Origin of the sequence: Streptomyces sp. CA-106110 (assembly GCF_050936285.1) — a bacterium.
In the GTDB taxonomy this organism is placed as follows: Bacteria; Actinomycetota; Actinomycetes; order Streptomycetales; family Streptomycetaceae; genus Streptomyces.
In genome coordinates, this window is record NZ_JBNJNB010000001.1 from 9,190,695 (window position 1) to 9,216,849 (window position 26,155).

Consider the following 26,155-nt stretch of genomic DNA (forward strand, 5'->3'; position numbering starts at 1 on the left):
GCCATCCCGGGCGGCGGGCCGAGTCAGCTCACCCGGCCCGCCGCCAGCACCACCTGGGCCAGTTCCCGGTGGACGATGTCGCTGTGCGCGCCCGACGGCGGGCCGCCGCGGCAGACCACCGAGGACGCGTCGACGTTCACGCAGCCCGACGTCGGCAGGCTCCTCGTCAGCGCGTCGGCGAGCGTGAGGTTCCGCGTCCCGTCGACCGCTTGCACCCCGTCGTGGCCCATCGCCCCCCACTGAGGCCCGAGGAGGCGGCCGATGTCGAAGCCCTCCACCGGGCCGGGGAACTCGCCGGCCGCCGACCGGTCGTCGCCCGCCATCCGCGACGCCATCGGATACAGCGTGCCGAGCGCCGAGTCGAAGCGGGAGTAGCAGCACACCAGCGGACCGTCGATGCGGTTGTGCCGCCCGTTCAGCGCGCCGCTCGCATGTGGGTCCTGGGGCAGCCGGGCGGCGAACGCGTAGTGCGAGAAGGCGCCTTGGAGCAGCGTCACCGACTTCACCGACCGCACGCCGTCGGGCAGCCCGCGCAGCGCGAACGACACCAGCCGCCCGCCGAAGCTGTGCCCGACCAGATGGACGCGCACGTCCGGCGCCGTCCGGGCCAGTTGCCCGATCAGCGGTCCGAGGCCGTGCTCCCCGACCGTGCCCGCGCGCCGTTTCATCGCGTAGTACGTCGCCTGGCGCAGCAGTTCGTGCGCCCCGTCCCACACACCCTTCGGCGTGAACGCGAACCCCGCGGCCCCCGAAGCCTCTCCGTCGCCCGACTCCACCCGCTCCAGCGCCCGCGCGAACTCATGGCACACCCGTGCCGTGTCGCCCAGCAGCATCAGCGGATCGCCCCCGGCCACCTGCTCCGACAGCGTGTCCGCGGCGCACCCGGCCTGCGGCCCTCCGGCTCGCACCTCCACCAACAGCCGTACCAGACGCCCGAACTCCTCCAGGGAGGCGTCGTCGTCCGGGTGCTGTTCCAGCAGCCGGACGATCTGCTCCACCACGGTGGCGCGGCCGGGGAACATCTCCAGGAGGGCATGGCGGCTGCCCTTGTCCAGCTGCGGACGCGGGGGAGTGGGGGCAGCGGCCACCGCCGTCGGCGGGAAGTCCGGGATCGGTTCGTCCGTGAACATCATCGACGGCCAGATCACCCCCACATACCCGAGGCGCGCCCCCGGTGCCAGGGAGGGCACCGGCGCGAAGAACCGGCCGTAGAGCCGTCTCGCGCCGGAGCGCTCGTTGTTCCAGCCGTGCGCGAAGACCAGCAGGTCCCGCACCCCTTGCCGGCTCACCTCCGCGAGCAGCCGGTCCCTCTCCGGCCCGTCCACGTCGCCGTCCGCGTCGAAGGTCAGCTCCCAGTAGGGACTCACGCTCATTGCCGGTACCGCCATGACGGACTCCCTTGCCCCGAGGCCCAGTGCACTGTGGGCGCATCGTCCTGCCGCCGGGGAGGGTTGGCCATACGTCACGACTCATCCGTACAGGAGATACTCCCTGCGGACACGCCGGAAAGCCGCCAGCTCGTCCTGCCAGGCGGCCACGACCTGGTCGGCCGTCGCTCCCGCGTCGATCATCGTGCGGACCCGCGTGGATCCCGTGAGCTTGTCGATCCAGTCGTCGGACCGCCAGGCGAATCCGCTCCAGACCTTCTTCGCGGTGACGAGCAGCGCGATCCCGGTGCGCACGGGGTCGTACGCGGCCCGGTCGTGCACATGGATCTGCACACCGCCCACGGTCTTGCCCTGGAACTTCGAGAAGGTGGGCGCGAAGTACGCCTCCCGGAAGTGCACGCCGGGCAGCCCCAGCCGCTCCGCTTCGGCGGCCCACCGCCCGTCGATCCCTTCGGCGCCGAGGAGTTCGAAGGGGCGGGTGGTGCCGCGCCCCTCCGACAGGTTCGTGCCCTCGAAGAGACAGGTCCCCGAGTAGACGAGCGCGGTGTCGGGGGTCGGCATGTTCGGGCTCGGCAGCACCCAGGGCAGGCCGGAGGCGTCGAAGAAGTCGGACCGCTTCCAGCCGGTCATCAGGACGGTCTCCAGCGCGACCGGCTTGGCGAGGAACTCCGCGTTGAACAGCCGCGCCAGCTCGGCCACCGTCATCCCGTGCGCCTGGGAGATCGGCTGCCGTCCCACGAAGGACGCGAACTCCTTGTGCAGCACCGGTCCTTGGGCGGACCGCCCGGTCACGGGGTTCGGCCGGTCCAGGACCACGAACCGCTTGCCCGCGAGCTGTGCCGCCTCCATGCAGTCGTACATCGTCCATATGTAGGTGTAGAAGCGGGCCCCGACGTCCTGGATGTCGAAGACGACCGTGTCGACGCCGGACGCCGTGAAGACGTCCGCCAGCGGCTGACCGCTCTTGAGGTACGTGTCGTAGACGGGCAGGCCGGTCGCCGGGTCGTCGTAGCGGCCCTCCGAGCCGCCCGCCTGAGCGGTGCCCCGGAAGCCGTGCTCGGGGCCGAAGACGGCGACCAGGTTCACCCGGGGGTCGGCGTGCATCACGTCGACGATGTGCCGTACGTCCCTGGTGACCCCCGTTGGATTGGTCACGATGCCGACGCGCTGCCCGGCCAGCGGCGCGTAGCCGCCGGCCGCGAGCCGTTCGAAGCCGGTGCGCAGCCGCCGGCCGCCCGCGGCGGCGGACGCCACGGGTGCGGGGAGCGACACGGCCGCCGTGGCCGCGGCCAGCAGCCCTCGTCTGGACAGCCTCATGGGGTGACCTCCGTGATCGACGGAACTGTCATGACCACGCACGCTAGTGCGGCCCCCGGCGCTGTGGAAGGAACCATACGTTCCCGGCACACGACCCGGCACGTGCGGCTTCCTCGTTCCGTGCACCACGGGCCGCCTCTTCCCTCGTCACATACCGACTGGTTAGTCTGACGTCCGCAGCAGAGCCGGCTGCAGGCAGAGCCGACTGCGACAGAGCCGATTCGCGTCGTGCCGAAGGAGGCCGATGGTGGAAGCCGTGCGGGATGCGGGAGTCGTCGTCACCGGAGCGGGAGGCGGCATCGGTGCGGCGCTGGCCCGCCGCTTCGCCGCCGAGGGGGCCCGGGTCGTCGTCAACGACCTGGACGCCGGCCGGGCGAAGGCCGTGGCCGACGAGATCGGCGGCATCGCGGTCCCGGGCGACGCCTCCGCGATCGTGGCCGAGGCGCGGGAAGCCCTCGGCGGCACGGTCGACGTCTACTGCGCCAACGCGGGCCTCGGCTCCGGCGGCACCGAGGCCGCCGACGAGGAGGTGTGGGCCCAGGCCTGGGACGTCAACGTCATGGCGCATGTACGCGCCGCCCGCGCCCTCCTGCCCGACTGGCTGGAGCGCGGCGCGGGCCGCTTCGTCTCCACCGTCTCGGCCGCCGGACTGCTCACCATGATCGGCGCCGCCCCGTACAGCGTCACCAAGCACGGGGCCTACGCCTTCGCCGAGTGGCTGTCGCTGACGTACCGGCACCGCGGCCTTAAGGTCCACGCGATCTGTCCCCAGGGCGTGCGCACCGACATGCTGACCGCCTCCGGCAGTGCCGGCGAACTGGTGCTCGTACCGACCGCGATCGCCCCCGAGGACGTCGCCGACGCGCTCCTCGAGGGCATCGAGGCGGACCGGTTCCTGATCCTGCCGCACCCCGAGGTCGCCGCCTACTACCAGGCACGCGCCACCGAGCCGGACCGCTGGCTGACCAGCATGAACCACCTCCAGCAGAAGTGGGAGGCCGCCCAGTGAGCGCTTCCCCGTATGCCGCCAAGCCCTGGCTCGCGCTTCTCGACGACGCCCAGCGCTCCCCGGTCAGCCCCGCCGACTCCCTGGTGCACGCCCTGCGCGGGGCTCCCGCCGACCGCACGGCCCTCGCCTACTTCGACGGCCGGATGAGCTACGCGGAACTGGACGCGCTGACCGACTCCGTCGCCGGGTACCTGGCCGGCCGCGGTCTGGAGCGTGGCGACCGCGTCGCGATCCTGCTCCAGAACTCCCCGCACTTCGTGCTCGCCCTGCTCGGCGCCTGGAAGGCGGGGTTGACCGTCGTGCCGGTCAACCCGATGTACAAGTCGGGCGAGGTCACCCATGTCCTGAAGGACGCGGAGGTGACCGCCCTGGTGTGCTCCGACCGCGCCTGGGAGTCGTATCTGCGCGAGACGGCCGCCGGATCGCCCGTACGGATCGTGCTCACCGCCTGCGAGCTGGACCTCCAGACCCGCGGCGACGCACGGGTGCTGACCTTCGAGCGGCTCGAGCAGGCCGCCGACGCCGACGACCTGCTCGCCGCCGCCCGGCAGGGCCACAAGGCGCCCGAGGGCCGCGACCCCGCCCCGTCCGACATCGCGCTGATCAGCTACACCTCCGGCACCAGCGGCACCCCCAAGGGCGCCACCAACACGCACGGCAACATCATGTACAACGCCGAGCGGCAGCGGACAGGTCTCGGCCTGCCCGAGCAGCCCGTCTACTTCGCGCTGGCACCCCTGTTCCACATCACCGGGATGGTGTGCGAACTGGTGGCGTGCCTCAACAGCCGGGGCACGCTGGTCCTCGCCTACCGCTTCGAGCCAGGCGTCGTCCTGGACGCGTTCGCCGAGCACCGGCCCCACTACACCGTGGGCCCCTCGACCGCCTTCATGGCCCTGGCGGCCCACCCGTCCGTCACCCCCGGCCACTTCTCCTCCTTCCGGGTCATCTCCTCCGGCGGGGCCCCGCTGCCGCCCGCCCTGGTGGAGAAGTTCCGGGCCGGCTTCGGGCCGTACGTCCGCAACGGCTACGGACTCACCGAGTGCACCGCCCCCTGCGCCGCCGTGCCGCCCGGCCGTGAGGCACCGGTGGACCCGGAGTCCGGGACGCTGGCCGTCGGCGTGCCGGGCCCCGACACGGTCGTGCGCATCGTCGACGACCAGGGCGAGGAGGTGCCGTTCGGCCGGCAGGGTGAGATCGTCGTACGGGGCCCGCAGGTGGTGCCCGGCTACTGGCGGCGTCCCGAGGCCACCGCCGAGACCTTCCCGGACGGCGAGCTGCGCACCGGCGACATCGGCTTCATGGACGAGCAGGGCTGGCTGTATGTCGTCGACCGGAAGAAGGACATGATCAACGCGTCCGGCTTCAAGGTGTGGCCGCGCGAGGTCGAGGACGTCCTGTACACGCATCCCGCGGTCCGTGAGGCGGCCGTCGTCGGGGTGCCGGACGGATACCGCGGGGAGACCGTGAAGGCGTACATCAGCCTGCGTCCGGGCGCCGTGGCGGACCCGGACGCGCTGGCGGCCTACTGCAAGGAGAGACTGGCGGCTTACAAATACCCGCGTCAGGTGGAGATCCTCCCCGACCTGCCGAAGACGGCGAGTGGGAAGATCCTCCGTCGGGAACTGCGTTCCCGTCCGCAGGCGACCCAGTAGACATGACGGAAAGGCAGGTGGCGGCAGTGCCCAGAACGACGGACGGGGACGGCGCACCCGTCCCGCAGCGGCTGCTGGCCGCCGCCACCCGGCTCTTCGCGGACCAGGGCTACGACCGCACGTCCGTGCAGGAGATCGTCGAGGCGGCCGGCGTCACCAAGGGGGCGCTGTACCACTACTTCGGGTCCAAGGACGATCTGCTGCACGAGGTGTACGCGCGCGTGCTGCGGGTCCAGCAGGAGCGTCTGGACGCCTTCGCTGACGCCGACGAGCCGGTGGAGAAGCGGCTGCGGGCCGCGGCCGCGGACGTCGTCGTCACCACGATCGAGAACCTCGACGACGCGATGATCTTCTTCCGGTCCATGCACCATCTGAGCCCGGAGAAGAACAAGCAGGTCCGCGCCGAACGGCGCCGCTACCACGAGCGGTTCCGCGCCCTGATCGAGGAGGGCCAGAAGGAGGGCGTGTTCTCCACCGCCACGCCCGCCGACCTGGTCGTGGACTACCACTTCGGCTCGGTGCACCACCTGTCGACGTGGTACCGGCCCAACGGCCCGCTCAGCCCCCAACAGGTCGCCGACCATCTGGCGGATCTGCTGCTGCGGGCGCTTCGCCCGTAACCGACCTGTGCGCAGGTGAGGGACGGACGCGTGTGCGTCCGCCCCTCACCCCTGTGTCACACGTACTTCTTCAGCTCACGTCGCGCCAACGACCGCTGGTGCACCTCGTCCGGGCCGTCCGCGAGCCGCAGGGTCCGCGCGGCCGCCCACAGCTCGGCCAGCGGGAAGTCCTGGCTCACGCCGCCCGCGCCGTGCAGCTGGACCGCCTTGTCGATGATGTCGACGACCGTGCGCGGGGTGGCGATCTTGATCGCCTGGATCTCGGTGTGAGCCCCCCTGTTGCCGACCGTGTCCATCATCCACGCGGTCTTCAGCACCAGCAGCCGCAGCTGTTCGACCGCCACGCGCGCATCGGCGATCCAGTTGTGCACGACGCCCTGCTGGGCCAGTGCCTTGCCGAACGCCGTTCGTTCCACCGCCCGCCTGCACATCAGCTCGATCGCCCGCTCCGCCATGCCGATCAGCCGCATGCAGTGGTGGATACGGCCGGGACCGAGCCGGGCCTGGGCGATGGCGAAGCCGCCGCCCTCCTCGCCGATCAGGTTCGCCACCGGTACGCGCACGTGGTCGAAGACCACCTCGGCGTGCCCGCCGTGGTAGTGGTCCTCGTAGCCGTAGACCTGCATCGCGCGCTTGACGTGGACGCCGGGCGTGTCACGCGGGACCAGCACCATGGACTGCTGACGGCGGATGTCGGACCCGTCCGGATCCGTCTTGCCCATCACGATGAAGATCTTGCAGTCCGGGTTCATCGCCCCGGAGATGTACCACTTGCGGCCCGTGATGACGTAGTCACCGCCGTCGCGCTCGATGCGCGTGGTGATGTTCGTCGCGTCCGAGGAGGCCACCTCGGGCTCGGTCATCGCGAACGCCGAGCGGATCTCCCCGGCGAGCAGCGGCTCCAGCCACTGCTTCTTCTGCTGGTCGTCACCGAACTGCGCCAGCACCTCCATGTTGCCCGTGTCTGGTGCCGCGCAGTTCAGCGCGGTGGGCGCCAGCTGAGGGGAGCGGCCGGTGATCTCGGCGAGCGGCGCGTACTGCAGGTTGGTGAGCCCGGCGCCGTACTCGGAGTCCGGCAGGAAGAGGTTCCACAGGCCCTGCCTGCGGGCCTCGGCCTTCAGCTCCTCGACGATCGCGGGGGTGTCCCAGGGCGAGGCGAGCCGCTCGCGTTGCTCGTCCGCGACGGCTTCCGCCGGGTAGACGTACTCGTCCATGAAAGCGAGCAGCTTGGCGCGCAGCTCTTCGGTGCGCGCGTCGAATGCGAAGTCCATGGCGGATCAGCCCTCCTGAAGAGTGGTCAGGCCGTGCTCGATGAAGACGGGCACCAGCCCGCCGATGCGGTCGAAGCCCGGTCCGACCGTCTGGCCGAGCGTGTAGCGGTAGTGGATGCCCTCGAGGATCACCGCGAGCTTGAACCAGGCGAACGCCGTGTACCAGGAGACGGCGGCGAGGTCACGGCCCGAGCGGGCGGCGTACCGCTCGATCAGCTCCGCCGGATCCGGGTGCCCGGGTGCCTGGGCGGTGGTGGAGACGGGGGAGTCGGGCGTGCCGAGGGGCACGCTGTACATCACCAGCAGGCCCACGTCGGTGAGCGGGTCGCCGAGGGTGGACATCTCCCAGTCGAGGACGGCGGTTATGCGGTCGTCGTCGCCCAGCAGCACGTTGTCCAGGCGGTAGTCGCCGTGGATCACGGTCGGAGCGGGCGAGACGGGCAGTGCCCGGCCCAGTGCGGAGTGCAGCTCGTCTATGCCGGGCAGATCGCGGTTGCGGGAGGCGTCCAGTTGCTTGCCCCAGCGGCGCAGCTGGCGGTCCAGGAATCCCTCGGGGCGGCCGAAGTCGTCGAGGCCCACTGCGGCCGGGTCCACCGCGTGCAGCTCGACCAGGGTGTCCACCAGGCCGAGGACCGCGTCCCGCGTACGCTGCGGGCCGAGCGAGGCCAGCTGTTCGGCGGTGCGGTACGGCGTGCCCTGGACGAAGTCCATCACGTAGAAGGGGGCCCCGAGGACGGAGTCGTCCTCGCACAGCAGTACCGGACGCGGGACCGGGACGGATGTCGGATGCAGCGCGCTGATCACCCGGTGCTCGCGCTTCATGTCATGTGCGGTGGCGAGCACATGCCCGAGCGGGGGGCGCCGTACGACCCAGTCGGATGCCCCGTCCGAGACCGCGTAGGTGAGGTTCGACCGCCCGCCCTCGATCAGCCGTCCGGTCAGGGGTCCGGTGACCAGGCCGGGCCGCTCGGTGTCGAGCAGGCCGCGCAGCCGGTCGAGATCGAGACCTGGCGGGTGGTCTGGGCTCATCGTTGCTCCTCCAGCGCGGTGACAGGACCTGCATCATGATGCCGACCGGTCGGTATGCAGTCCAGAGCGCGGAGCGAACGTGATCGGCGCCACGGTGTCATGGTGGCGCCGACGGCCGGAGCTGTCACGGCGGCATGGCACCGCCGTGCGCTCATACGGGGCCGGCTGTCGCGCGCGGTGCGCGTCCGGCGTCAGGAGTTTCGGGTGCGGTCGGCGCCGCGTGCGTCAGTGGTCGTCGCCCGGCCCGTCCGCGGCCGATGCCGCGTGCGTCAGTGGTCGTCCCAGTGGTCTTCGTGCGCGGCGTGGCGATGGCCGTCGTGCAGATAGTCGATATGGTCGCCGTGCTGGACCTGGCGGTGGCCGCACCCCTCGCCGTGCCGGTGCTCGTGGCCTCCCTCATGGCTGACATGGCCGCCGGCCTCGCACTCGTCCCAGTGGTCTTCGTGCTCGCGGTGCAGATGGCCGTCGTGCGCGTAGTCGACGTGGTCCCCGTGGGGTACCGCGTCGTGGCCGCAGGCCGGGCCGTGGCTGTGGTCGTGCGCGGTGTGTTCCCGGTGGACGGTGCTCATGGCGCTCACCTTCGAAGGCGCGTGCAGTGACGGTTCAGGCTAACGAGACAAAACGCCTCTTTCGCCGTCATCCGGGATGCGCGCCGTCCGGATGCCCCGACCGTGTTCAGAACACCAGCGCCACGGCGCACACGGCAAGGGCGATCGTGCACAGGGCCGCGGCGGCGGCGTAGCGGGGGGTGAGGCGAGGCGGCCGGCCGGGTTCCGCCATGGCGAGGGCCCGGATACGCCCATGGGCGAGGGCCAGGAAGGCGAGCCAGAGCAGGCAGCACACGGAGGCGATACCCAAGCCGGCCGCCGTGCCGCTGTGCAGCGCCGACTTCGCGGCGAGCACCGCGGCGACGGTGCCCGACAGGGTCGTACGCCGCCAGGCGAGCCGGGTGCGCTCCGGCTGGAGCCCCGGGTCGCGCCCGGAGGCCGGGGCGCTCATCCTTCCCAGCCGGTGATCACGACCACGACCATGGCGATGGCCACCACGGCGACGACGATGCTCAGCAGGGCCGGGAACCGGGAAGCGGGCAGGTCGTCGCCCCGCCGCATCGCCCGTTCGCAGCGCACCCAGTGGTTGATGGCGCGCAGCGAGCACAGGACCCCGGCGGCGAGCAGCCCGAGGGCGAGCCCGACGCGCCAGGCCCAGCGCAGGTCCGGCAGGAACTGGTCCACGGCGAAGCCGCCGCCGATCAGCGCCAGCGCGGTACGCAGCCAGGCCAGAAAGGTCCGCTCGTTGGCCAGCGAGAAGCGATAGTCGGGCGTACGGCCTTCCTCCCGGATGTCCTGGGGCGCGAACCACAGCCGGACGTTCCGTACGAATTCGATCACGTGCAGGACCCTACCGGACCCCGGGGCAGAGACCGGGGCCGGGCTCCTGGAGAGGGTGGAGACAGGCGGTCAGCCGGTGGAGCGGAGGTGGGCCTTGAGCCGTTCGTAGGCGGCGAGTCCGTCCGGGACCCAGGCCCAGTCGGACAGCCGGCGTTCCACCTCCTCCTCCGGCAGGAAGTCGTGCCAGGCGACCTCCTCGGCCTGGGGGCTGACGGGCAGGTCGCAGCGGACCCGGTAGACGGACGACCACCAGCTCTGCCCGGCGCCGTCGTCGTAGAGGAACTTGAACAGCGGCTCGGGCCGGGGCAGCCCGCTGACACCGAGTTCCTCCTCGGCCTCGCGCAGGGCGGCGTCGTCGTACGTCTCGCCCGCACCGACCACGCCGCCGACGAACATGTCGTACAGAGAGGGGAAGACCAGCTTGGTGGGGGTGCGGCGGTGGACGAAGACCCGGCCCTCGGCGTCCCGCGCCTGGATGAAGACGCACCGGTGGCGCAGCCCCCGCGCGTACGCCTCACCGCGAGCCGACTGCCCGATGACCCTGTCGTTCTCGTCCACGATGTCGAGGAGTTCGTCAGCGGCACTCATGGAACCATCCAAGCAGTGCGGGCCCCTTGGGCCATCGGTGGCCCCGGAGGCGCGCCAGCGTCCCGCGGTCCGTCACCGCGGCTGCAGATCCCTCTCCCGCTCCGGCTCGCCCAGCCCCCGTGGCATGGCCGGGTGAAGCCCGAGGAGCACGATGCCGAAGACGATCGCCGCCAGCCCGGCGGCCTGCCAGGCCAGCGCGCCGGTGTCAGTGCGCAGCTGGTCGCCGAGGAATCCGACCCCGCAGAGGATCCCGGCCAGCGGCTGGGCCGCGGTCAGCGCGGGCAGGGACATCCGCAGCGGTGCCGTCTCGAAGGCGCTCTGCACCAGGATCAGCCCCGTCACCCCGAGGACCAGCACGCCGTACGGCTGCCAGCCCGTGATGAACTCCGTCCAGCCGCCCGCCGTCAGCCGCTGCCCGCTGACCCGGGTGAGCGCGTCCTGCACCCCGTACAGCAGCCCCGCGGCGAGCCCCAGCAGTACCGGGCCGATGATCAGCCGGGACTTCTTGGCATACGTCGTCAGCAGCAACGCGAGGCCGACCACCACGCCGATGATCAGCCAGTGCCGTACGGGATCGGTGACCGCGTTGCCCCCTTTGGGCTGACCCGCCACGATGAACGCGCTGACGCCTCCGGCGAGCAGGAGGAGGCCGCCCCACCCCTGGCGGCCCAGGGGCTGTTTGGTCTGCCGGCGGGACTCGGCCAGCGCGAACAGCAGGTTCGTGGCGACCAGCGGCTCGACCAGGGAGATCTCCCCGTGGGCCAGCGCGATGGCACTGAGGATCATGCCGGCGACCATCAGGCCGAGGCCGCCGAGCCAGCGCGGCATCTTGACCAGGTCCAGCAGCAGCCGCGGGGAGAGGAAGTCGCTCAGCGGCGCCTGCTGGGCGGCGTTCTGCTGCAGCACGAACCCGGTGCCCAGGCAGAAGGCCGCGCTCACGGCGAGAGCCAGAACCAGTACTGACACGCTGTACCTCGATGATTCAGCGGAGTCACGGGATGCGTATCACGCCGACTGTAGCGCCAGCCGCTGTGGCCCGCCCGCCCTTGAACGCTTCCCCGCAGGGCCTCGCCCCGCCGAACGGAAGTCTCCCGGCGGTATCGAATACCCGCTGACAGGCGGTTGACTCGGTCACTCTTCTGCCCAAGGATCTGACCGGTCGGTAACAAGGCGGGCCGACCGGTAGTCACCGTGAGAGGACGGGCGCATGGCCTACGACGCTGATGTCATCGTGATCGGGGCAGGCCTCGCCGGGCTCACGGCGACCGCGGAACTGGTCGACGCCGGCCGGAAGGTGATCCTCCTCGACCAGGAGCCGGAGCAGTCGATGGGCGGCCAGGCGTTCTGGTCCTTCGGCGGCCTCTTCTTCGTCGACTCTCCGGAGCAGCGCCGGCTGCGGATCAAGGACAGCCATGGCCTCGCCCTCCAGGACTGGATGGGCACGGCGGCCTTCGACCGCCCCGAGGACCACTGGCCGCGCCAGTGGGCCGAGGCCTACGTCGACTTCGCGGCCGGTGAGAAGCGCGCCTGGCTGCACCGGCAGGGCATGCGCTTCTTCCCGGTCGTCGGCTGGGCCGAGCGCGGCGGCTACGACGCCACCGGGCACGGCAACTCCGTGCCCCGATTCCACATCACCTGGGGCACCGGCCCGGGAGTGATCGCCCCGTTCGTGCGGCGGGTGCAGGCCGGGGTGGCGCGTGGTCTCGTCCAGCTGAAGTTCCGTCATCGCGTCACGGGTCTCTCGCGCAGCGCGGGCGACGTCGACACCGTCACCGGTGAGGTCCTGGAGCCGTCGGACGTGCAGCGGGGCAAGGCCAGCAGCCGTGTGGTCGCCGGCGCCTTCGAGTTCAGGGCGCAGGCGGTGATCGTCACCAGCGGCGGTATCGGCGGCAACCACGAACTGGTGCGGGCCAACTGGCCGGAACGTCTCGGCACCCCGCCCGAGCGGATGGTCTCCGGTGTACCGGCGCACGTCGACGGCAGGATGCTGGCCATCGCCGAGGGCGCGGGAGCCCGGCTGATCAACGGCGACCGCATGTGGCACTACACCGAGGGCCTGCACAACTGGGACCCCATCTGGGACAACCACGGCATCCGCATCCTGCCGGGCCCCTCCTCCCTGTGGCTGGACGCCCGTGGCCGGCGGCTGCCCGTGCCGCTCTTCCCCGGCTTCGACACCCTCGGCACGCTCGAGCACATCATGAGGACCGGGTACGACTACACGTGGTTCGTGCTCGACCAGAGGATCATCGGCAAGGAGTTCGCGCTCTCCGGCTCCGAGCAGAACCCGGACCTCACCGGCAAGTCGGTCAGGGACGTGATCGGGCGGGCCCGCGCGGACGTGCCGGGACCGGTCAAGGCGTTCATGGACAACGGAGTCGACTTCGTCGTCGAGAAGGACCTGGGCGCGCTGGTGCGCGGCATGAACACGCTCACCAAGGAACCGCTGATCGACGAGGCCGACCTGCGCCGCGAGATCGTCGCGCGCGACCGGGAGATCCCGAACCCCTTCACCAAGGACCTCCAGGTGACGGCGATACGCGGTGCCCGTCGCTACCTCGGGGACCGGCTGATCCGGACTGCCGCCCCGCACCGCATCCTCGACCCCAAGGCGGGCCCGCTGATTGCGGTGCGCCTGAACATCCTCACCCGCAAGTCGCTCGGCGGTCTGGAGACCGACCTGTCTTCGCGGGTGCTGTCCGAGGGCGGCGACCCGCTCGCGGGGGTGTACGCGGCCGGGGAGGCGGCGGGCTTCGGCGGCGGGGGTGTGCACGGCTACCGCTCGCTGGAGGGCACTTTCCTCGGGGGTTGCCTGTTCTCGGGCCGTGCCGCGGGGCGGGCGGCGGCGAAGGCGGTCGGATAGCCGGCCGCGCGGGCAGGTCCGGTCCGGCGAACTCCCAAGGGCGGCGGCACGCGCGACGCCGCCTGCCGGCCGGTTCGGCGGGCGGCCGAGGAGGGCCGGCCGTGCAAGACTGTCCCAGGCTCAACCAGCATGGAGTCAAAGGCAGTTGACACGTGTCGTGGTGCTCGTCCGCCCTTGACTCCAACCGTTGGTGCGGGGTTTGCTGTGCGTGACCAAAACTTGACGAGCCGCGTTCTGTAAGGAAGCCCCGCGGTGCCACCCCCACCCCCACCCCCGCCGTCCTTCGGCCGCGGCCGCAAGCGTGCTGCCCAGGGCTTCGACGCCGCGCTGGACGACGCCGAACTCGTTGCCGCACGAGCCTCCCTCTCCCGGGGGCGATGGACCGCCGTCCGGTCCCTGCTCGCGTCCGACGCCGACGACTGGGACCGCCGAGGGCACCGGGTCACCGTTCTCGCGCAGGAGACCGCCGCCCTCGTCTGGGCGCAGGACTGGCTGCTCGCCGAACCGGACTCCCCCTGCGCCTCCGTCCTCGTCGCCCATGCCATCGTCCACCGCGCTCTGCAGGGCAAGGAGCGCCCGGAGGCGGCCCGCGAGGCCTGCCGGACGGCGGCCGCGCAGGCCCCCGAGGACCCGACGCCCTGGCTCGGCCTGCTGATCCTGGAGCGTTCGCTCGGCACCGAGGAGGACGTGGTCCGGTTGTTCGACGAGGTCCGCGCCCGCTACCCGGACCATCACCATGCGCACCACCTGGTGATCGCCAGGCTCGCCGAGCGCCGCGCCCACGCCGGCCAGGACCCGCTGCACGAGGTCTACGACTTCGCCAACTGGGCCGCCGAGCAGGCGCCCGCCGACTCACCGCTCGCCATCCTCCCCGTCGTCGCGCACGCCGAGCGCTACCGCGTGCTGGCCACCGCCGGAACCGAGTCCCCCGACCCCGTCGCCTCCGGGCACTGGGTCGGCCGACGGGCCCGCCAGGTGATGAAGGCCGCGTTCGACTGGTGGCTGGAATGGGAGCGCGACGATCATCCTCGCCGTCATGTCGACCTCAACTTCCTGGCCCACGCCAAGCACTGCGAGGGCCGGGACGCCGAGGCCGCCGCCCTGTTCCTGCGCATCGGACCGCATGTGACCCCGGCGCCGTGGTCGTACCCGGACCGCGACCCGTACGAGGCCTTCCGCGCCGCGCGCGAAAGGGCTCTAGGTACGACGTGACGGCTCGCCGCAAAGATCCGGAAGACCTCGTCCAGAAAGCCCCGTCCGCACAGTCCCCGTTCACCCGTCCCGAAAGGACAACCGCGCGATGACGACCGGCAGTTCGAGCACGAGCAGACCCGCCGCCGACGGCGGCGCCATCAGCACCTTCAAAGGACAGGAGCGCGCGCTCCGCGCCAACCGCCTGGGCACGGCCGGACTGCTGCTGTCCGTGCTCGCCGCGACCGCCCCGCTCATGGTGGTCGCGGGTGTCATGCCCACTGCATTCGCGGTGATGGGCATCGTCGGCCAGCCGCTGCTCTTCGTCATCCTCGGGTGCGTACTGGCCCTGTTCTCCGTCGGGTACGCGGAGATGAGCCGTCACGTCCACAACGCGGGCGCGTTCTACGCGTACATCTCCCGCGGCCTCGGCGGCACGGCGGGAGCGGGCGCGGCCGTGGTCGCCCTCGTCGCGTACAGCGCGCTGCAGTTCGGGATCTACGGCATCTTCGGCTTCGAGGTCTCCAGCCTGTGCGCCACCCACCTGGACCTCCAGGTCGCCTGGTGGATACCGGCGCTGGTGGCCGTGGCCGTCGTCGGGGCGCTCGGCTGGCTGAAGATCGACGTCAACGCGCGCCTGCTCGGCGTGCTGCTGCTGATCGAGGTCACGCTCGTCGTCATCTTCGATGTCGCGGCGGTGGGCAACCCCGCCAAGGAGGGTCTGTCGCTGCACGCCTTCAACCCGGACACGCTCACCGGGGCGGGCGTCGGCACCGCGTTGTGCTTCTGCATCGCCGCCTTCACCGGCTTCGAACAGGCGCCCGTCTACGCCGAGGAGACCAGCCGCCCGCACGTCCTGGTGCCGCGCGTGATGTTCCTGGCGATCGGTTTCGTCTCCGTCTTCTTCGCCATCAGTTCCTGGACGCTGACGATCGCCGCGGGGCCCTCCGCCATCGTCCCGGCCGCGCAGAAGCAGAGCGCGGGTCTGCTGTTCTGGCTGACCGAGTCCATCCTCGGCCACCCCGTCAGCATCGTGATGCAGGTGCTGTTCGTGACCGGCATGTTCGCCGCGCTGCTCAGCTTCCACAACGTCGTCGCCCGTTACGCCTTCGCCATGGGCCGTGAGGGACTGCTGCCCGCCGCCTTCGGCCGTACGACGGGTACCAACGGCGCCCCCGGCACGGGCTCGCTGCTGCAGAGCGCGGTGTCCGCGGTGATCGTGATCGTCTTCGCCGTGGCCGACGACAAGCCGACCGGCGACCCGACCGCGCCCGTACTGCACCTGTTCACCTGGTTCGGCAGCGTCGGCGCGCTCGGTGTCACCCTGCTGATGGTGGGGGCCTCCGTCTCGGTGATCGTCTTCTTCGCCCGCCGCGGCTCCGCCCGTGCGCAGGCCTGGCGGCTCGTCAGCTCCGCGGTGGCCGGTCTCGCGCTGCTGGTGATCGTCGGCTACACCGTCAAGGACTTCGACGTCCTCGTCGGCACCGGCCCGGACTCCGCGCTCGCCTGGCTGCTCCCGGCGATCATCGGTGTGGCCCTGCTGCTCGGCCTGGTCCAGGGGCTGCTGATGCGCTCCCGCAATCCCCAGGCGCATGCCCGCATCGGCCTCGGCAACGAGGCGTTCCAACTGGAGAAGGTGGCCGAATCGGCGTCGTGACCCCTTGATCCACTTCCTGAGAACCGGGTGAGAAGTGGTTACGGAATTCTGACGAGCATCCGGCACCCCTGGCCTCGAAGGGGTGTCGGGTGCTCGAATCGTGGTGTGAACCCTGAACGACCCGAGGAGCGGGACGCACCGCAGCCCGCCGACCGCGAGACGCCGGAGGCCACCGGCACCCCGATCGGCCGCCGGGTCCTGCTGGGCACCCTCGGACTCGGCGCTCTCGGCGTCGTCGCCGCGCCCACGCTCCAGCGCGGCCTGGAGGGCTTCCTGGGCAGTGTCTCCGGCAAGGACCCGACGGGCCTGACCGGGCTGCTGCCCAACGGCGGCGGCTTCCGCTACTACTCGGTGACGGCGTCCGTTCCGCACCTGGGCGAGAAGGACTACCGCCTCACCGTGAACGGCCTGGTGGACCACCCGAAGTTGTACTCGCTGGCCGACCTGCGCGCGCTGCCGCAGACCCGGCTCGTGCACGACGTCCAGTGCGTCACCGGGTGGCGGGTGCCGAAGACGCCGTTCGAGGGGGTACGGCTCGCCACGCTGCTGGATGCCGCGGGCGTGCGCTCCTCGGCCGGCGCGGTCCGCTTCACCTGTTTCGACGGGGCCTACACCGAGAGCCTCACCCTCGACCAGGCGCGCCGCAGCGACGTGCTCGTCGCCCTCAAGATGCAGGACAAACCGGTGAGCTACGACCATGGCGGCCCGGTCCGCCTCTATGTCGCGCCCATGTACTTCTACAAGTCGGCGAAGTGGCTCTCCGGCATCACCGTCACCCAAGGCGTACGCCCTGGGTACTGGGAGGAGCGCGGGTACGACGTGGACGCATGGGTCGGCAAGTCGAACGGGCGGGACGATGCGCCCACCAGTTGAGGCCCCGACCCGGTCCACGCATGTGCGTCGCTTCAGCCGGGGCGAGAAGTGGGTGCACCGCGGCACGGCCGTGCTGATGGGCCTGTGCGTGGCGACGGCCGCCTGCCTGTACATCCCGACGTTCGCGGAGCTGGTGGGCCGCCGTGAACTCGTGGTGAGGATCCACGAGTGGGCGGGACTTCTGCTCCCGGTCCCGGTGCTGGCGGGCCTCGCCTCCCGGGCCTTCCGCGCGGACCTCGGCCACCTCAACCGCTGGGGGCCGCACGACCGGGTCTGGCTGCGCGCGGCCCTGCGCCGTGACCACCGCCGAGCCTTCCGGCCCGCGGGCAAGTTCAACGCCGGGCAGAAGACGTACGCCGCCTGGATCGCGGGCGCCACGTTGGTGATGCTCGGCACGGGACTGCTGATGTGGTTCACCCACCTCGCCCCGCTGGTGTGGCGCACCTCGGCGACCTTCGTCCACGACTGGCTCGCGCTGACCATCGGCGTGGTCCTGGCCGGCCACATCGGCATGGCCCTCGGCGACTCGGAGGCACGCCGGGGCCTGCGGACGGGACGGGTCAGCCGCCGGTGGGCGGAAGAGGAACATCCGCTGTGGCGGCCATAGCCGCCGCGAGACGGGCGGCGTCCTGACCGTGCCCGCCGACCGGGCCTCGACGTCGGGCCGTGCGCCGTCCGCGTCACGGGTATGGACCTGCCGACCTGGTTCTTGATCGGCACGTCTGCGTGTTCATCGAGCTCACCAGTGTCTGAGCGGGAGACGCCCAGGCCGACTTGCGTCGGCACACCCCTCGAACCGGATCTCAACTCGCATCGATCGACATGCGGGCGCCTGGCTGAAGCGCCTCGGCTTCCAGGCCAGGGCCGTCCAGTTGGCGGGCTGACTATTGGATCAGTGGTGAACAAAACCGCTGGTCGACGTGGTCCACACGGACCGCCGGGGCCGCCGTACTCCGGCGTCCAGAGGGTGTGTGCCCACTCCAGGGCATCGTGGCGGTGATCCCGGCTGTAAGAGGAACCAGGGATGCTCCCTTTGGCCCCGACCGCCTGGCCGAGGTGCGTGCGGTGAGCGAGCCTTGGCTCACGCCTCTTTCTGCGTGGGGGTGTGCCCGGCCGTCCGTCGCCCGGCACACCCCGATGTATCTGTCACCTCCGGTCGCCGTGGGATCCGCATGATCAGCACGTGAAGCCGGCTGTGGATAGGAGCCTCGGTGAGTAAGGTCCCTGTAAGCAAGTTGCCGATGGTCGGCGTGCTCTTCTGGACGATCAAGATCGTGGCAACCACGCTGGGGGAGTCGGTATCGAACTTTGTGTCGATGACGCCCCTGCATCTCGGCTACGCCACCAGCGCACTCATCTTCCTGGTGGCCTTCGCGCTCACCCTGGCAATGCAGTTGAAGAGCGACCGGTTCCAGCCAGCGGTGTTCTGGTCGGTGATCCTGACGACCAGCATCGTGGGCACCGCCATGTCGGACTTCATGAACCGCACTGCCGGGCTGGGCTACGCCGGCGGCGCAGCCGTGCTGACCACCCTGCTGGTGGTCGTGCTGATCGGGTGGCGAGCGACCGGGCAAACCATGGACGTGGAACGGATCGCCACAACCAAGGGCGAGGTCCTGTATTGGACCGCGACCTTGGTGTCCAACACGCTGGGCACCTCCAGCGGTGACTTTCTCTCGGATGGTCTGGGCATCGGCTTCCGTGACAGCGCTCTCCTGCTGTCTGGGACGATGTTGCTGATCCTCGCCGCGCATTACTGCACCCCGATCTCCGGCACAGTGCTGTTCTGGTCGGCCTATGTGCTGACCCGGCCCCTTGGTGCTGTCGCGGAGAACGCCGTCGAAAAGCCTGTCGCACAGGGGGGAATGGGAGTAGGAACGACCATCACGTCAGGAGCTCTGCTCGCCGTGCTCGTAGCGCTCGTGGGCTACCAGCAACTCACTAGGACAACCACGGCTGTACAGCAGCGAGGTACAGCAACCTCAGCAACCGTCAGTGTCGAATAGCGGCTCTCAAAGCACTCACTGCAGCCAGTACGACCCTCAACGGCACTCAGCTGCGTCCGCTGCCGTACAGGCGGGTTCATCGGCAGAGACCGCCCCGGCACTCGTGCACCCATGAACGCAGGTGAACGACCGTGGGCGCACCCCTCCCCTCACCAACAGGCTCGGTAGGCGTGTGGGCCGGCCGAAGCGGTAGGTGCCGCCAAAGCGGGGATGACAAGGGTGCGCGTCACTGCCGCACCACGCGGGCGGCGGGCCCACCCGCTCCTCGACGTCCGCGACCCCGGCGGCGACCGAGGGGCCGTCGGTCACATCGAACGCGGCGGTGTGCACGTCCCCGGAAAGCTCCGCCGCCACCTTGGTGAGGCGGTCGGCATCGCGTCCGTTGAGGACCACCGTGCAGCCGGCCTCCGGCAGACCGCGGGCGAGTGCCGGTCCGATGCCCCGGCTGGAGCCGGTGACCAGGGCCGTGCGGCCGCTGATGTCGAAGAGTGGGTGAGCCGTCGTCGCCGTACTCCTAGATCACCAGGGACAACAGCAGGACCAGGGCGCCCGCGACCACCGAGATGATCGTCTCCATGACGGACCAGGTCTTGATGGTCTGTCCGACGCTCAGTCCGAAGTACTCCTTCACCAGCCAGAAACCGGCGTCGTTGACATGGCTGAAGAAGAGGGAGCCGGCGCCGATCGCCAGCACCAGCAGGGCGGCGTGGGTGGTCGACATATCGGCCGCGAGCGGCGCGACCAGACCGGCGGCGGACACGGTCGCCACCGTCGCCGAACCCGTCGCCAGACGGATCGCCACCGCGATCAGCCAGGCCAGCAGCAGCGCGGGGATCGACCAGTCCTTCGATATGTCCAGGATCATCTGGCCCACGCCGCAGTCGATCAGCGTCTGCTTGAAGCCGCCGCCAGCACCGACGATGAGCAGGATGCCCGCGATGGGCATGAGCCCCTTCTCGACGGTGTGCGAGATCCGCTCCTTGCTGAACCCGGCCGGGCGGCCCAGCGTGAAGATGCCGACGACGACCGCCGCGAGCAGGGCGATCAGCGGAGAGCCGATCACGTCGAAGACACGCTGCACCATCTTCGCCGGGTCGTCGACGACGATGTCGACCAGTGCCTTGGACAGCATCAGGACGACCGGCAGCAGCACCGTGGCCAGCGTGGCGCCGAAGCCGGGGCGCGTCTCCAGTTCCTCGGAGGGACGCGGCTGGATCATGCGCTCCGGGACCGGGACGTCCACCCAGCGGGCGGCGACCTTCGAGAACAGCGGGCCCGCGATGATCACCGTGGGGATGGCCACCAGCACACCGAGCGCCAGCGTCACGCCGAGGTTGGCCTTGACGGCGTCGATGGCGACCAGCGGGCCGGGGTGCGGCGGGATCAGGCCGTGCATCACGGACAGACCGGCGAGCGCCGGGATACCGATGCGCATCAGCGAGTAGTTGCCGCGCTTGGCGACCATCAGCACGACCGGGATCAGCAGCACGATGCCGACCTCGAAGAACAGCGGCAGACCGATCACCGAGGCGATCAGCACCATCGCCCACGGCATGGCACGCCCCTTCGCCTTGGCGAGGATCGTGTCGACGATCTGGTCCGCGCCGCCCGAGTCGGCGAGCAGCTTGCCGAGGATCGCGCCCAGGGCGATGAGGACGCCCACGCCTGCGACGGTCGAGCCGAGGCCGGTGGTGAAGCTGGTGATCGCCTTGTCGAGCGGCGCCCCGGCGAACGCGCCGAGCGCGAGCGAGCCGATGGTCAGGGCAAGGAAGGCGTGGAGTTTGAACTGGGTGATGAGCAGGACGATGACGGCGATGCCCGCCGCCGCCGCGATGCCCAGTTGAGCGTGGCCCGCCGACGTGATCGGCTCGACGGTGTCCGCTGCCAGCATCTCGACGCTGAGTCTGGTCACGGGGGGTCCCTTGGGTAAGGAGAGGAACTCTCGGTTTCGGGTGAGGGGGGCCTCGGCACCGCGGGCCGTCCTGGGAGGGCCGGCCGGCTGCGGGGCCGGGGGTACTGCGGGGGCGGAACTACTGAGCGGTGGAGGACCGCTCGAGTTCCTGCAGGGCGTTCACGGCGCGGTCGGTGATCTCCTCGGGGCTTCCCGAGACGCTCACCGCGACCCCTGCCTCGTCCGGCTCCAACGGCTGGAGCGTGGCGAACTGGGAGTCCAGCAGTGCGGTGGGCATGAAGTGCCCCTGCCGGTGCGCCATCCGGTCCTCGATGAGCGAGCGGTCGCCCGTGAGGTGCACGAAGACGACGCCGGGAGCCGCGGCCCGCAGCCGGTCGCGGTACGCCCGCTTCAGCGCCGAGCTGCTGACCACCCCGCCGAACCCCGCCCGCTCGTGCGCCCAGGCACCGATGGCGTCCAGCCAGGGCCAGCGGTCGGCGTCATCGAGCGGGATTCCGGCCGACATCTTGGCGATGTTGGCCGGGGGGTGGAAGTCGTCGCCCTCGGCGTACGGAACGCCGAGCCGGGCCGCGAGCAGGGGGCCGATCGTGGTCTTGCCCGTGCCCGCGACGCCCATGATCACGACGACGTGGGGGGTACTCATCGCTTCCTCGCTGTCTTCGTCGACTGGTGTCGACGTCACTGAAACCGATTAGGTACGACGAATTCAAGAGTCTGTGACATATAAGTCTGACTTTTTCTTCGTCGAGCCCGCCTCGTACTCTGACTTCATGACCACACCGGGCCGGGGGCTCCACGGCCGCGTACTCGACACCCTCGGCCCCGCGATCACCGCGGGTGAGTACCCTGCGGGCAGTGTCCTGCGCACCGACGAACTCGCCCAGCACTTCGAGGTGTCACGCTCGGTGATGCGCGAAGCGGTGCGCGTCCTGGAGTCGATGCACCTGGTGGAGTCCCGCCGCCGGGTGGGCGTCACGGTCCGTCCCGAGTCCGAGTGGAACGTCTACGATCCCCAGGTCATCCGGTGGCGGCTGGCCGGCGCCGACCGTCCGCGGCAGCTGCGCTCACTGACCGTGCTGCGTTCGGCGATCGAGCCGGTCGCCGCGGGTCTTGCCGCGCGCAACGCCACCGCCGAGCAGTGCGCCGAACTCACCGAGTGCGCCCTGGGCATGGTCGCCAACTCACGCGGCCACCGGCTGAAGGCCTATCTGTTCCACGACGTGGCCTTCCACCGCGTGATCCTGCGCGCGTCGGGCAACGAGATGTTCGCCCGCCTCGGCGATGTCGTCGCCGAGGTCCTGTCCGGGCGCACCCACCACGACGTCATGTTCGAAGACCCGGACCCGGCCGCGGTCACCCTGCACGTCCAGCTCGCCGAGGCGGTGCGGGAGGGCGACGCCGACCGCGCGGAGCAGCTGACCCGCGAGATCACGGTCGGCGCCCTGCACGAACTGGACATCCTGGCGCCCTAGCGACAGGTCCTCGTCCGCGTCAGTCGAGGAAGTCCCCGTCGACGTAGGCCCAGGCGCCGTCGACCCGCTCGAACCTGCTGCGCTCGTGCAGAGTGCCGCCACGGTAGGAGGCGCGGAAGGTCACGGTCCCCGCGGAGTGGAACGCGGTGCCGTCCGTCGTCTCCAGGACCTCGAGCCCGGTCCAGCGCATCCCGGGATCGAGGTCGAGCCGCGCCGGACGGGTGCGCGGATGCCAGGTCCGCAGCAGATAGCCCGCGTCCCGCTGCACGAAGGCGCTGTACCGCGACCGCATCAGCGCCTCCGCGGTCGGCGCGGCGGCACCCGCGTGGAACCGGCCGCAGCACTTCTCGTACGCCTCGGGCAGCCCGCACGGGCAGGAACGCGTGGTCATGCCCGCCATTGTGCCCGCCCCCGAAAGATGCCCCCGCGGGCACCATGCGGCAGGCGTCCATCGGAGTCACAGTGGAGGGGAAGAGAGCCGCGCACCCCTGCCGCGTCGCCTCGCACCGCGTGAGGAGGACGGAAGATGACACGAGCCGCCGGCATTCGGCCACCGTCCGCCAAGGAGTGGAGGCTGCACCTCTACCTGTCCGAACACGACCCCGCCACCACGGCCAGGATCGTCCTGGACACCGGTGACAGCGTGCTGGAAAGCCATGCCGAAGCCCACCGGAACCCGTTCGACTCGGCAGTGCCCGAGATCGGCGACGAACTCGCCGCCGGGCGGGCCCTGATCTCGTTGGGCCGGCAGCTGCTCCGTGCCGCCGCGGGTGACATCACCGCGGCCGGGGCGCCGGACGAGGCCCCGCCCGCTCCGCTCTGGAGCCCACGGGAGTGAGGAGGCTGCATCGTGGTCTTCATGGATCGTCTCGAAGCCGGCCGGCGGCTGGGCGAACGCCTACGGCACCTCAGAGGCGAGGACACTGTGGTCCTGGGACTGCCCAGGGGCGGAGTTCCCGTTGCCGCCGTGGTCGCCGAGGCACTGGGCGCACCGCTCGACGTCTGCCTGGTCCGGAAGCTGGGCGTGCCCTTCCAGCCCGAACTGGGGATGGGCGCGATCGGCGAGGACGGAGTGCGGGTGATCAATGACGCGGTGGTACGGGAGGCGCGCGTGACGCGCGCGGAACTGGCGGAGGTCGAGGAGGACGAACGCGAGGTGCTGGAACGGCGGGGGAGCCGCTACCGGGGTGGGCGTGCGCCCGTCGGCATCGAGGGCCGGACGGTCGTCGTGATCGACGACGGCGTGGCCACCGGCTCGACCGCGCGGGCCGCCTGCCGGATCGCCCGCGCCCGCGGAGCCGGGCGGATCGTACTGGCGGTGCCCGTCGCGCCGCAGGACTGGATCGAGCGGCTGGGCGGTGAGGCCGACGAACTGGTCGCCCTGGAGACACCACGGGACTTCTTCGCGGTCGGCCAGTTCTATGTCGACTTCGCCCAGGTCGAGGACGAGGAGGTCGCCGCCTGCCTCGAGCGGACGCAGAGCCGGCCCCAGACGCACGGTGCCGGGCCCTTCGACCAGGAGGTCGAGGCCGAGGCCGGAGCCGTCCGGCTGCGGGGCCGGCTGACCGTACCCGAGGACGCGACCGGAATCGTGGTCTTCGCGCACGGCAGCGGCAGCAGCCGGCACAGCCCCCGCAACCGGTTCGTCGCCGCCGGACTGAACCGGGCCGGGCTCGGCACGCTGCTGTTCGACCTGCTCACCGAGGAGGAGGAGCAGGACCGGGCCAATGTGTTCGACACCGGCCTGCTCGCCGGCCGGCTGGCCGACACCACCACCTGGCTGCGCGGACGGCCCCCGGCCGAGGGGCTCGCCATCGGCTACTTCGGCGCCAGCACCGGTGCGGCCGCCGCGCTGTGGGCCGCAGCCGAGCCCGGTGCGCGCATCGCGGCGGTCGTCTCCCGAGGCGGCCGGCCCGATCTCGCCGGGCCGCGGCTGCCCGAGGTGACGGCCGCCACCCTGCTGGTCGTCGGGGGTGCCGACCCGACGGTGCTGGACCTCAACCGGCAGGCACAGGCCCGGTTGCACTGCGAGAACCGGCTCGCGGTGGTTCCCGGTGCCACGCACCTGTTCGAGGAGCCCGGCGCGCTGGAGGCGGTGACCGACCTGGCCCGCGACTGGTTCACCGACCACATGGCACCCGCGCACGTGTAGCGGGGAGCACGGTCTCTCGCACGGCGACCGTGAGCGCCATGGCGGGGAGGTGCGTCGGCCTGGTCACCCTCACACGTGTACCGGGGACCAGGGAGGCCGGTCCCTCGCACGGTGACCGCGAGCGCCATAGCGTGGGAGCGTGCACGAGGGCCCGGTCACCCTGTTCCTCGCCGGTGACGTGATGCTCGGCCGGGGCGTCGATCAGATCCTCCCGCACCCCGGGGACCCGGCGCTGCGGGAGTCGTACATCCATGACGCCCGGGCCTACGTCGAGCTGGCCGAGGCGGCCAACGGGCCGATCCCGCGGCCGGTCGGGTTCCCCTGGCCCTGGGGCGAGGCGCTGCCGGTCCTGGAGGCCGCCGCGCCCGACGTGCGGGTACTGAACCTGGAGACCTCGGTGACCCAGGACGGGGAGTTCGCGCCCGGCAAGGGCGTCCACTACCGCATGCACCCGGCCAACCTGCCGTGTCTGGCGGCGGCCCGCCCGGACGTCTGCGTGCTGGCCAACAACCATGTGCTCGATTTCGGCAGGCGCGGCCTGGACGAGACGCTCGACTCCCTGGCGGGGGCGGGCCTGCGCACGGCGGGAGCCGGCCGGGACGCGGCTGCGGCCGGGCGGCCGGCGGTCGTCCCCCTGGGCACCGGCGGGCGCGTGCTCGTGATCTCCCTCGGGATGGCGTCCAGCGGCGTCCCTTACGACTGGGCCGCCACCGGCGACCGGTCCGGTGTGGAGTTCGCCGAGGGCCCCTCTGTCGCGGTCGCCGCCGCGCTCGCCGACCGTCTGCGGCAGCTGAAGCGCCCGGGCGACATCGCGGTCGCCTCCATCCACTGGGGCTCCAACTGGGGATACGGCGTCTCCCGCACCGAGGTGCGCTTCGCCCACACGCTCGTCGACGCGGGCGTGGACATCGTGCACGGGCACTCCTCCCACCATCCGCGGCCACTTGAGGTGTACCGGGGCCGACTCGTCCTGTACGGCTGCGGCGACCTCGTGGACGACTACGAGGGCATCGGCGGCTACGAGCGGTACCGCGACGACCTCCGGCTGCTGTACCTGGTGTCGGTGGAGCCGGACACCGGCCGGCTGGACGGTGTCCGGCTGGTGCCGCTCCAGGCCCGCAGATTGCGGCTGGAGCACGCCTCGGCCGAGGACACCGAGTGGCTGCGCGCCGTCCTCGACCGGTGCGGCCGGGAATTCGGCACCCACGTCGACCGTGACCACGACGGCACGCTGACACTCCGTCTCCCACCCGCGGAGCGTCCCGGGTGACGGTGACCGCCCGTCACAGTTGTGCCGCGTCGCCGCCCGGCACGTCGTCCTCGTCGACGATGTGCACGGCGGCCTCCTCCGCCGTCCGGGCACCGCCGTCGATCCCGGCGTCCTGTCCGACAAGGCCCGGACCGGAACCGGAACGGGCACCCTCGTCCGGCGCGACGAGCCGTCCGGCATCGCGGCCGCCGGCCCCCTCGCCCCACGCTTCCCCCGCACCGTCGGCCATGTCCTCGACCCCGTCGCCCTGTTGACCCGGCGCATCGGGCACTTCCCGGGCCAGCCGCTCGTCCAGCGTCTCGCTCCGCCGCTGCTCGGCGGCCGTGGTACCCCGCTGGTTCACCGCCAGAGGCTTCTCGGGCGGGGAGAAGCCCTCCTCCATGGGCTCCACACCGCGGTCGTCCAGGGTGTCCGCGGAGTCGAGCAGGCCGCTGTCCGCCACCACGTCCTCGTCGTCCTGCGGCTGGTAGACCTCGTCACCCATGCTGTACTCC

Annotated in this window: 26 protein-coding genes and 1 pseudogene; 13 read left to right on the forward strand and 14 right to left on the reverse strand. The window is 71.2% G+C overall.

All coding sequences use genetic code 11. From position 1 onward, the window contains the following. Positions 1-23: 23 nt before the first annotated feature. Positions 24-1,388, reverse strand: coding sequence for a serine-threonine protein kinase (locus tag ACQEXA_RS42335; RefSeq protein ID WP_432925974.1), 1,365 nt, complete (start codon positions 1,386-1,388; stop codon positions 24-26). 81 nt (positions 1,389-1,469) lie between these two features. Beyond that, positions 1,470-2,705, reverse strand: coding sequence for an exo-beta-N-acetylmuramidase NamZ family protein (locus tag ACQEXA_RS42340; RefSeq protein ID WP_432925972.1), 1,236 nt, complete (start codon positions 2,703-2,705; stop codon positions 1,470-1,472). A 244-nt stretch (positions 2,706-2,949) separates the two neighbouring features. On the opposite strand from ACQEXA_RS42340, the gene ACQEXA_RS42345 reads away from it, so the two are divergent. Genes ACQEXA_RS42345 through ACQEXA_RS42355 form a run of 3 tightly spaced genes read left to right on the forward strand, consistent with a single transcriptional unit; the run spans position 2,950 to position 5,989 of the window. Continuing rightward, positions 2,950-3,714, forward strand: a complete 765-nt coding sequence (locus ACQEXA_RS42345) for an SDR family oxidoreductase (protein ID WP_432925970.1) — start codon at positions 2,950-2,952, stop codon at positions 3,712-3,714. Continuing rightward, a complete protein-coding gene (locus tag ACQEXA_RS42350) occupies positions 3,711-5,369 on the forward strand; it encodes a class I adenylate-forming enzyme family protein (RefSeq protein ID WP_432925968.1) in 1,659 nt (552 codons plus the stop codon). Before ACQEXA_RS42345 ends, ACQEXA_RS42350 begins: the two co-directional genes overlap by 4 nt. Before the next feature lie 26 nt (positions 5,370-5,395). Further along, positions 5,396-5,989: a TetR/AcrR family transcriptional regulator gene (locus ACQEXA_RS42355; protein WP_359391729.1), complete on the forward strand. Its 594-nt coding sequence runs from the start codon at positions 5,396-5,398 to the stop codon at positions 5,987-5,989. A 56-nt stretch (positions 5,990-6,045) separates the two neighbouring features. Here ACQEXA_RS42355 and ACQEXA_RS42360 read toward each other — a convergent pair whose 3' ends face one another. The 7 genes from ACQEXA_RS42360 to ACQEXA_RS42390 form a co-directional block, all read right to left on the reverse strand. Next, a complete protein-coding gene (locus ACQEXA_RS42360; protein WP_432925966.1) occupies positions 6,046-7,260 on the reverse strand; it encodes an acyl-CoA dehydrogenase family protein in 1,215 nt (404 codons plus the stop codon). Between the two features lie 6 nt (positions 7,261-7,266). Further along, positions 7,267-8,289 carry a phosphotransferase family protein gene (locus ACQEXA_RS42365; RefSeq protein ID WP_432925964.1) on the reverse strand — a complete coding sequence of 341 codons (1,023 nt, stop codon included), beginning with the start codon at positions 8,287-8,289 and terminating at the stop codon, positions 7,267-7,269. Between the two features lie 269 nt (positions 8,290-8,558). Next, positions 8,559-8,858: a hypothetical protein gene (locus ACQEXA_RS42370; protein ID WP_359391732.1), complete on the reverse strand. Its 300-nt coding sequence runs from the start codon at positions 8,856-8,858 to the stop codon at positions 8,559-8,561. A gap of 106 nt (positions 8,859-8,964) precedes the next feature. Beyond that, positions 8,965-9,288 carry a DUF202 domain-containing protein gene (locus tag ACQEXA_RS42375; RefSeq protein WP_359391733.1) on the reverse strand — a complete coding sequence of 108 codons (324 nt, stop codon included), beginning with the start codon at positions 9,286-9,288 and terminating at the stop codon, positions 8,965-8,967. Beyond that, the gene (locus ACQEXA_RS42380; protein WP_359391734.1) at positions 9,285-9,677 is read right to left on the reverse strand and encodes a YidH family protein; all 393 of its coding nucleotides are present in this window, start codon (positions 9,675-9,677) and stop codon (positions 9,285-9,287) included. Before ACQEXA_RS42380 ends, ACQEXA_RS42375 begins: the two co-directional genes overlap by 4 nt. Before the next feature lie 69 nt (positions 9,678-9,746). Beyond that, complete coding sequence (locus ACQEXA_RS42385) at positions 9,747-10,265, reverse strand: NUDIX hydrolase (protein ID WP_432925962.1); 519 nt, start codon at positions 10,263-10,265, stop codon at positions 9,747-9,749. A gap of 72 nt (positions 10,266-10,337) precedes the next feature. Beyond that, positions 10,338-11,231, reverse strand: a complete 894-nt coding sequence (locus ACQEXA_RS42390) for a DMT family transporter (RefSeq protein WP_359391736.1) — start codon at positions 11,229-11,231, stop codon at positions 10,338-10,340. Between the two features lie 241 nt (positions 11,232-11,472). Here ACQEXA_RS42390 and ACQEXA_RS42395 point away from each other — a divergent pair, with 241 nt between their 5' ends. From ACQEXA_RS42395 to ACQEXA_RS42420, 6 genes are all read left to right on the forward strand, one after another. Beyond that, positions 11,473-13,128: an FAD-binding dehydrogenase gene (locus ACQEXA_RS42395; RefSeq protein WP_432925959.1), complete on the forward strand. Its 1,656-nt coding sequence runs from the start codon at positions 11,473-11,475 to the stop codon at positions 13,126-13,128. Positions 13,129-13,380: 252 nt separating this feature from the next. Next, complete coding sequence (locus ACQEXA_RS42400; protein ID WP_432925957.1) at positions 13,381-14,340, forward strand: hypothetical protein; 960 nt, start codon at positions 13,381-13,383, stop codon at positions 14,338-14,340. An 88-nt stretch (positions 14,341-14,428) separates the two neighbouring features. Further along, on the forward strand, positions 14,429-15,976 hold the full coding sequence (locus tag ACQEXA_RS42405) for an APC family permease (protein ID WP_432925956.1): 1,548 nt from the start codon (positions 14,429-14,431) through the stop codon (positions 15,974-15,976). Between the two features lie 105 nt (positions 15,977-16,081). Then, entirely contained in the window at positions 16,082-16,849 is a 768-nt protein-coding gene (locus tag ACQEXA_RS42410) for a molybdopterin-dependent oxidoreductase (RefSeq protein WP_432925954.1), read from the forward strand. Continuing rightward, the gene (locus ACQEXA_RS42415; protein WP_432925952.1) at positions 16,833-17,456 is read left to right on the forward strand and encodes a cytochrome b/b6 domain-containing protein; all 624 of its coding nucleotides are present in this window, start codon (positions 16,833-16,835) and stop codon (positions 17,454-17,456) included. The genes ACQEXA_RS42410 and ACQEXA_RS42415 overlap by 17 nt, the downstream gene beginning before the upstream one ends. 604 nt (positions 17,457-18,060) lie before the next feature. After that, complete coding sequence (locus tag ACQEXA_RS42420; RefSeq protein WP_432925950.1) at positions 18,061-18,855, forward strand: COG4705 family protein; 795 nt, start codon at positions 18,061-18,063, stop codon at positions 18,853-18,855. A 249-nt stretch (positions 18,856-19,104) separates the two neighbouring features. Here the strand turns inward: ACQEXA_RS42420 and ACQEXA_RS42425 are convergent. From ACQEXA_RS42425 to ACQEXA_RS42435, 3 genes and pseudogenes are all read right to left on the reverse strand, one after another. Then, positions 19,105-19,335: pseudogene (locus tag ACQEXA_RS42425) on the reverse strand (SDR family NAD(P)-dependent oxidoreductase); the annotation flags it as partial. A gap of 34 nt (positions 19,336-19,369) precedes the next feature. Beyond that, a complete protein-coding gene (locus ACQEXA_RS42430; protein WP_359391743.1) occupies positions 19,370-20,767 on the reverse strand; it encodes a GntP family permease in 1,398 nt (465 codons plus the stop codon). A 118-nt stretch (positions 20,768-20,885) separates the two neighbouring features. After that, entirely contained in the window at positions 20,886-21,410 is a 525-nt protein-coding gene (locus tag ACQEXA_RS42435; RefSeq protein ID WP_359391744.1) for a gluconokinase, read from the reverse strand. 127 nt (positions 21,411-21,537) lie between these two features. Here ACQEXA_RS42435 and ACQEXA_RS42440 point away from each other — a divergent pair, with 127 nt between their 5' ends. Beyond that, positions 21,538-22,239, forward strand: a complete 702-nt coding sequence (locus tag ACQEXA_RS42440; RefSeq protein WP_359391745.1) for a FadR/GntR family transcriptional regulator — start codon at positions 21,538-21,540, stop codon at positions 22,237-22,239. Positions 22,240-22,258: 19 nt separating this feature from the next. Here the strand turns inward: ACQEXA_RS42440 and ACQEXA_RS42445 are convergent, their stop codons facing one another. Then, the gene (locus ACQEXA_RS42445; RefSeq protein ID WP_359391746.1) at positions 22,259-22,630 is read right to left on the reverse strand and encodes a YchJ family protein; all 372 of its coding nucleotides are present in this window, start codon (positions 22,628-22,630) and stop codon (positions 22,259-22,261) included. 135 nt (positions 22,631-22,765) lie between these two features. Here ACQEXA_RS42445 and ACQEXA_RS42450 point away from each other — a divergent pair, with 135 nt between their 5' ends. The 3 genes from ACQEXA_RS42450 to ACQEXA_RS42460 all read left to right on the forward strand — a co-directional run bounded on the left by ACQEXA_RS42450 (position 22,766) and on the right by ACQEXA_RS42460 (position 25,661). Next, complete coding sequence (locus ACQEXA_RS42450) at positions 22,766-23,077, forward strand: dsRBD fold-containing protein (RefSeq protein ID WP_432925947.1); 312 nt, start codon at positions 22,766-22,768, stop codon at positions 23,075-23,077. A gap of 12 nt (positions 23,078-23,089) precedes the next feature. Then, the gene (locus tag ACQEXA_RS42455) at positions 23,090-24,391 is read left to right on the forward strand and encodes a phosphoribosyltransferase family protein (RefSeq protein ID WP_432925945.1); all 1,302 of its coding nucleotides are present in this window, start codon (positions 23,090-23,092) and stop codon (positions 24,389-24,391) included. Between the two features lie 139 nt (positions 24,392-24,530). After that, positions 24,531-25,661 carry a CapA family protein gene (locus tag ACQEXA_RS42460; RefSeq protein WP_432925944.1) on the forward strand — a complete coding sequence of 377 codons (1,131 nt, stop codon included), beginning with the start codon at positions 24,531-24,533 and terminating at the stop codon, positions 25,659-25,661. Positions 25,662-25,674: 13 nt separating this feature from the next. Here ACQEXA_RS42460 and ACQEXA_RS42465 read toward each other — a convergent pair whose 3' ends face one another. Next, positions 25,675-26,145 (reverse strand): DUF5709 domain-containing protein, encoded by a 471-nt coding sequence (locus ACQEXA_RS42465; RefSeq protein WP_432925942.1) that lies wholly within the window; start codon positions 26,143-26,145, stop codon positions 25,675-25,677. Positions 26,146-26,155: the final 10 nt, after the last annotated feature.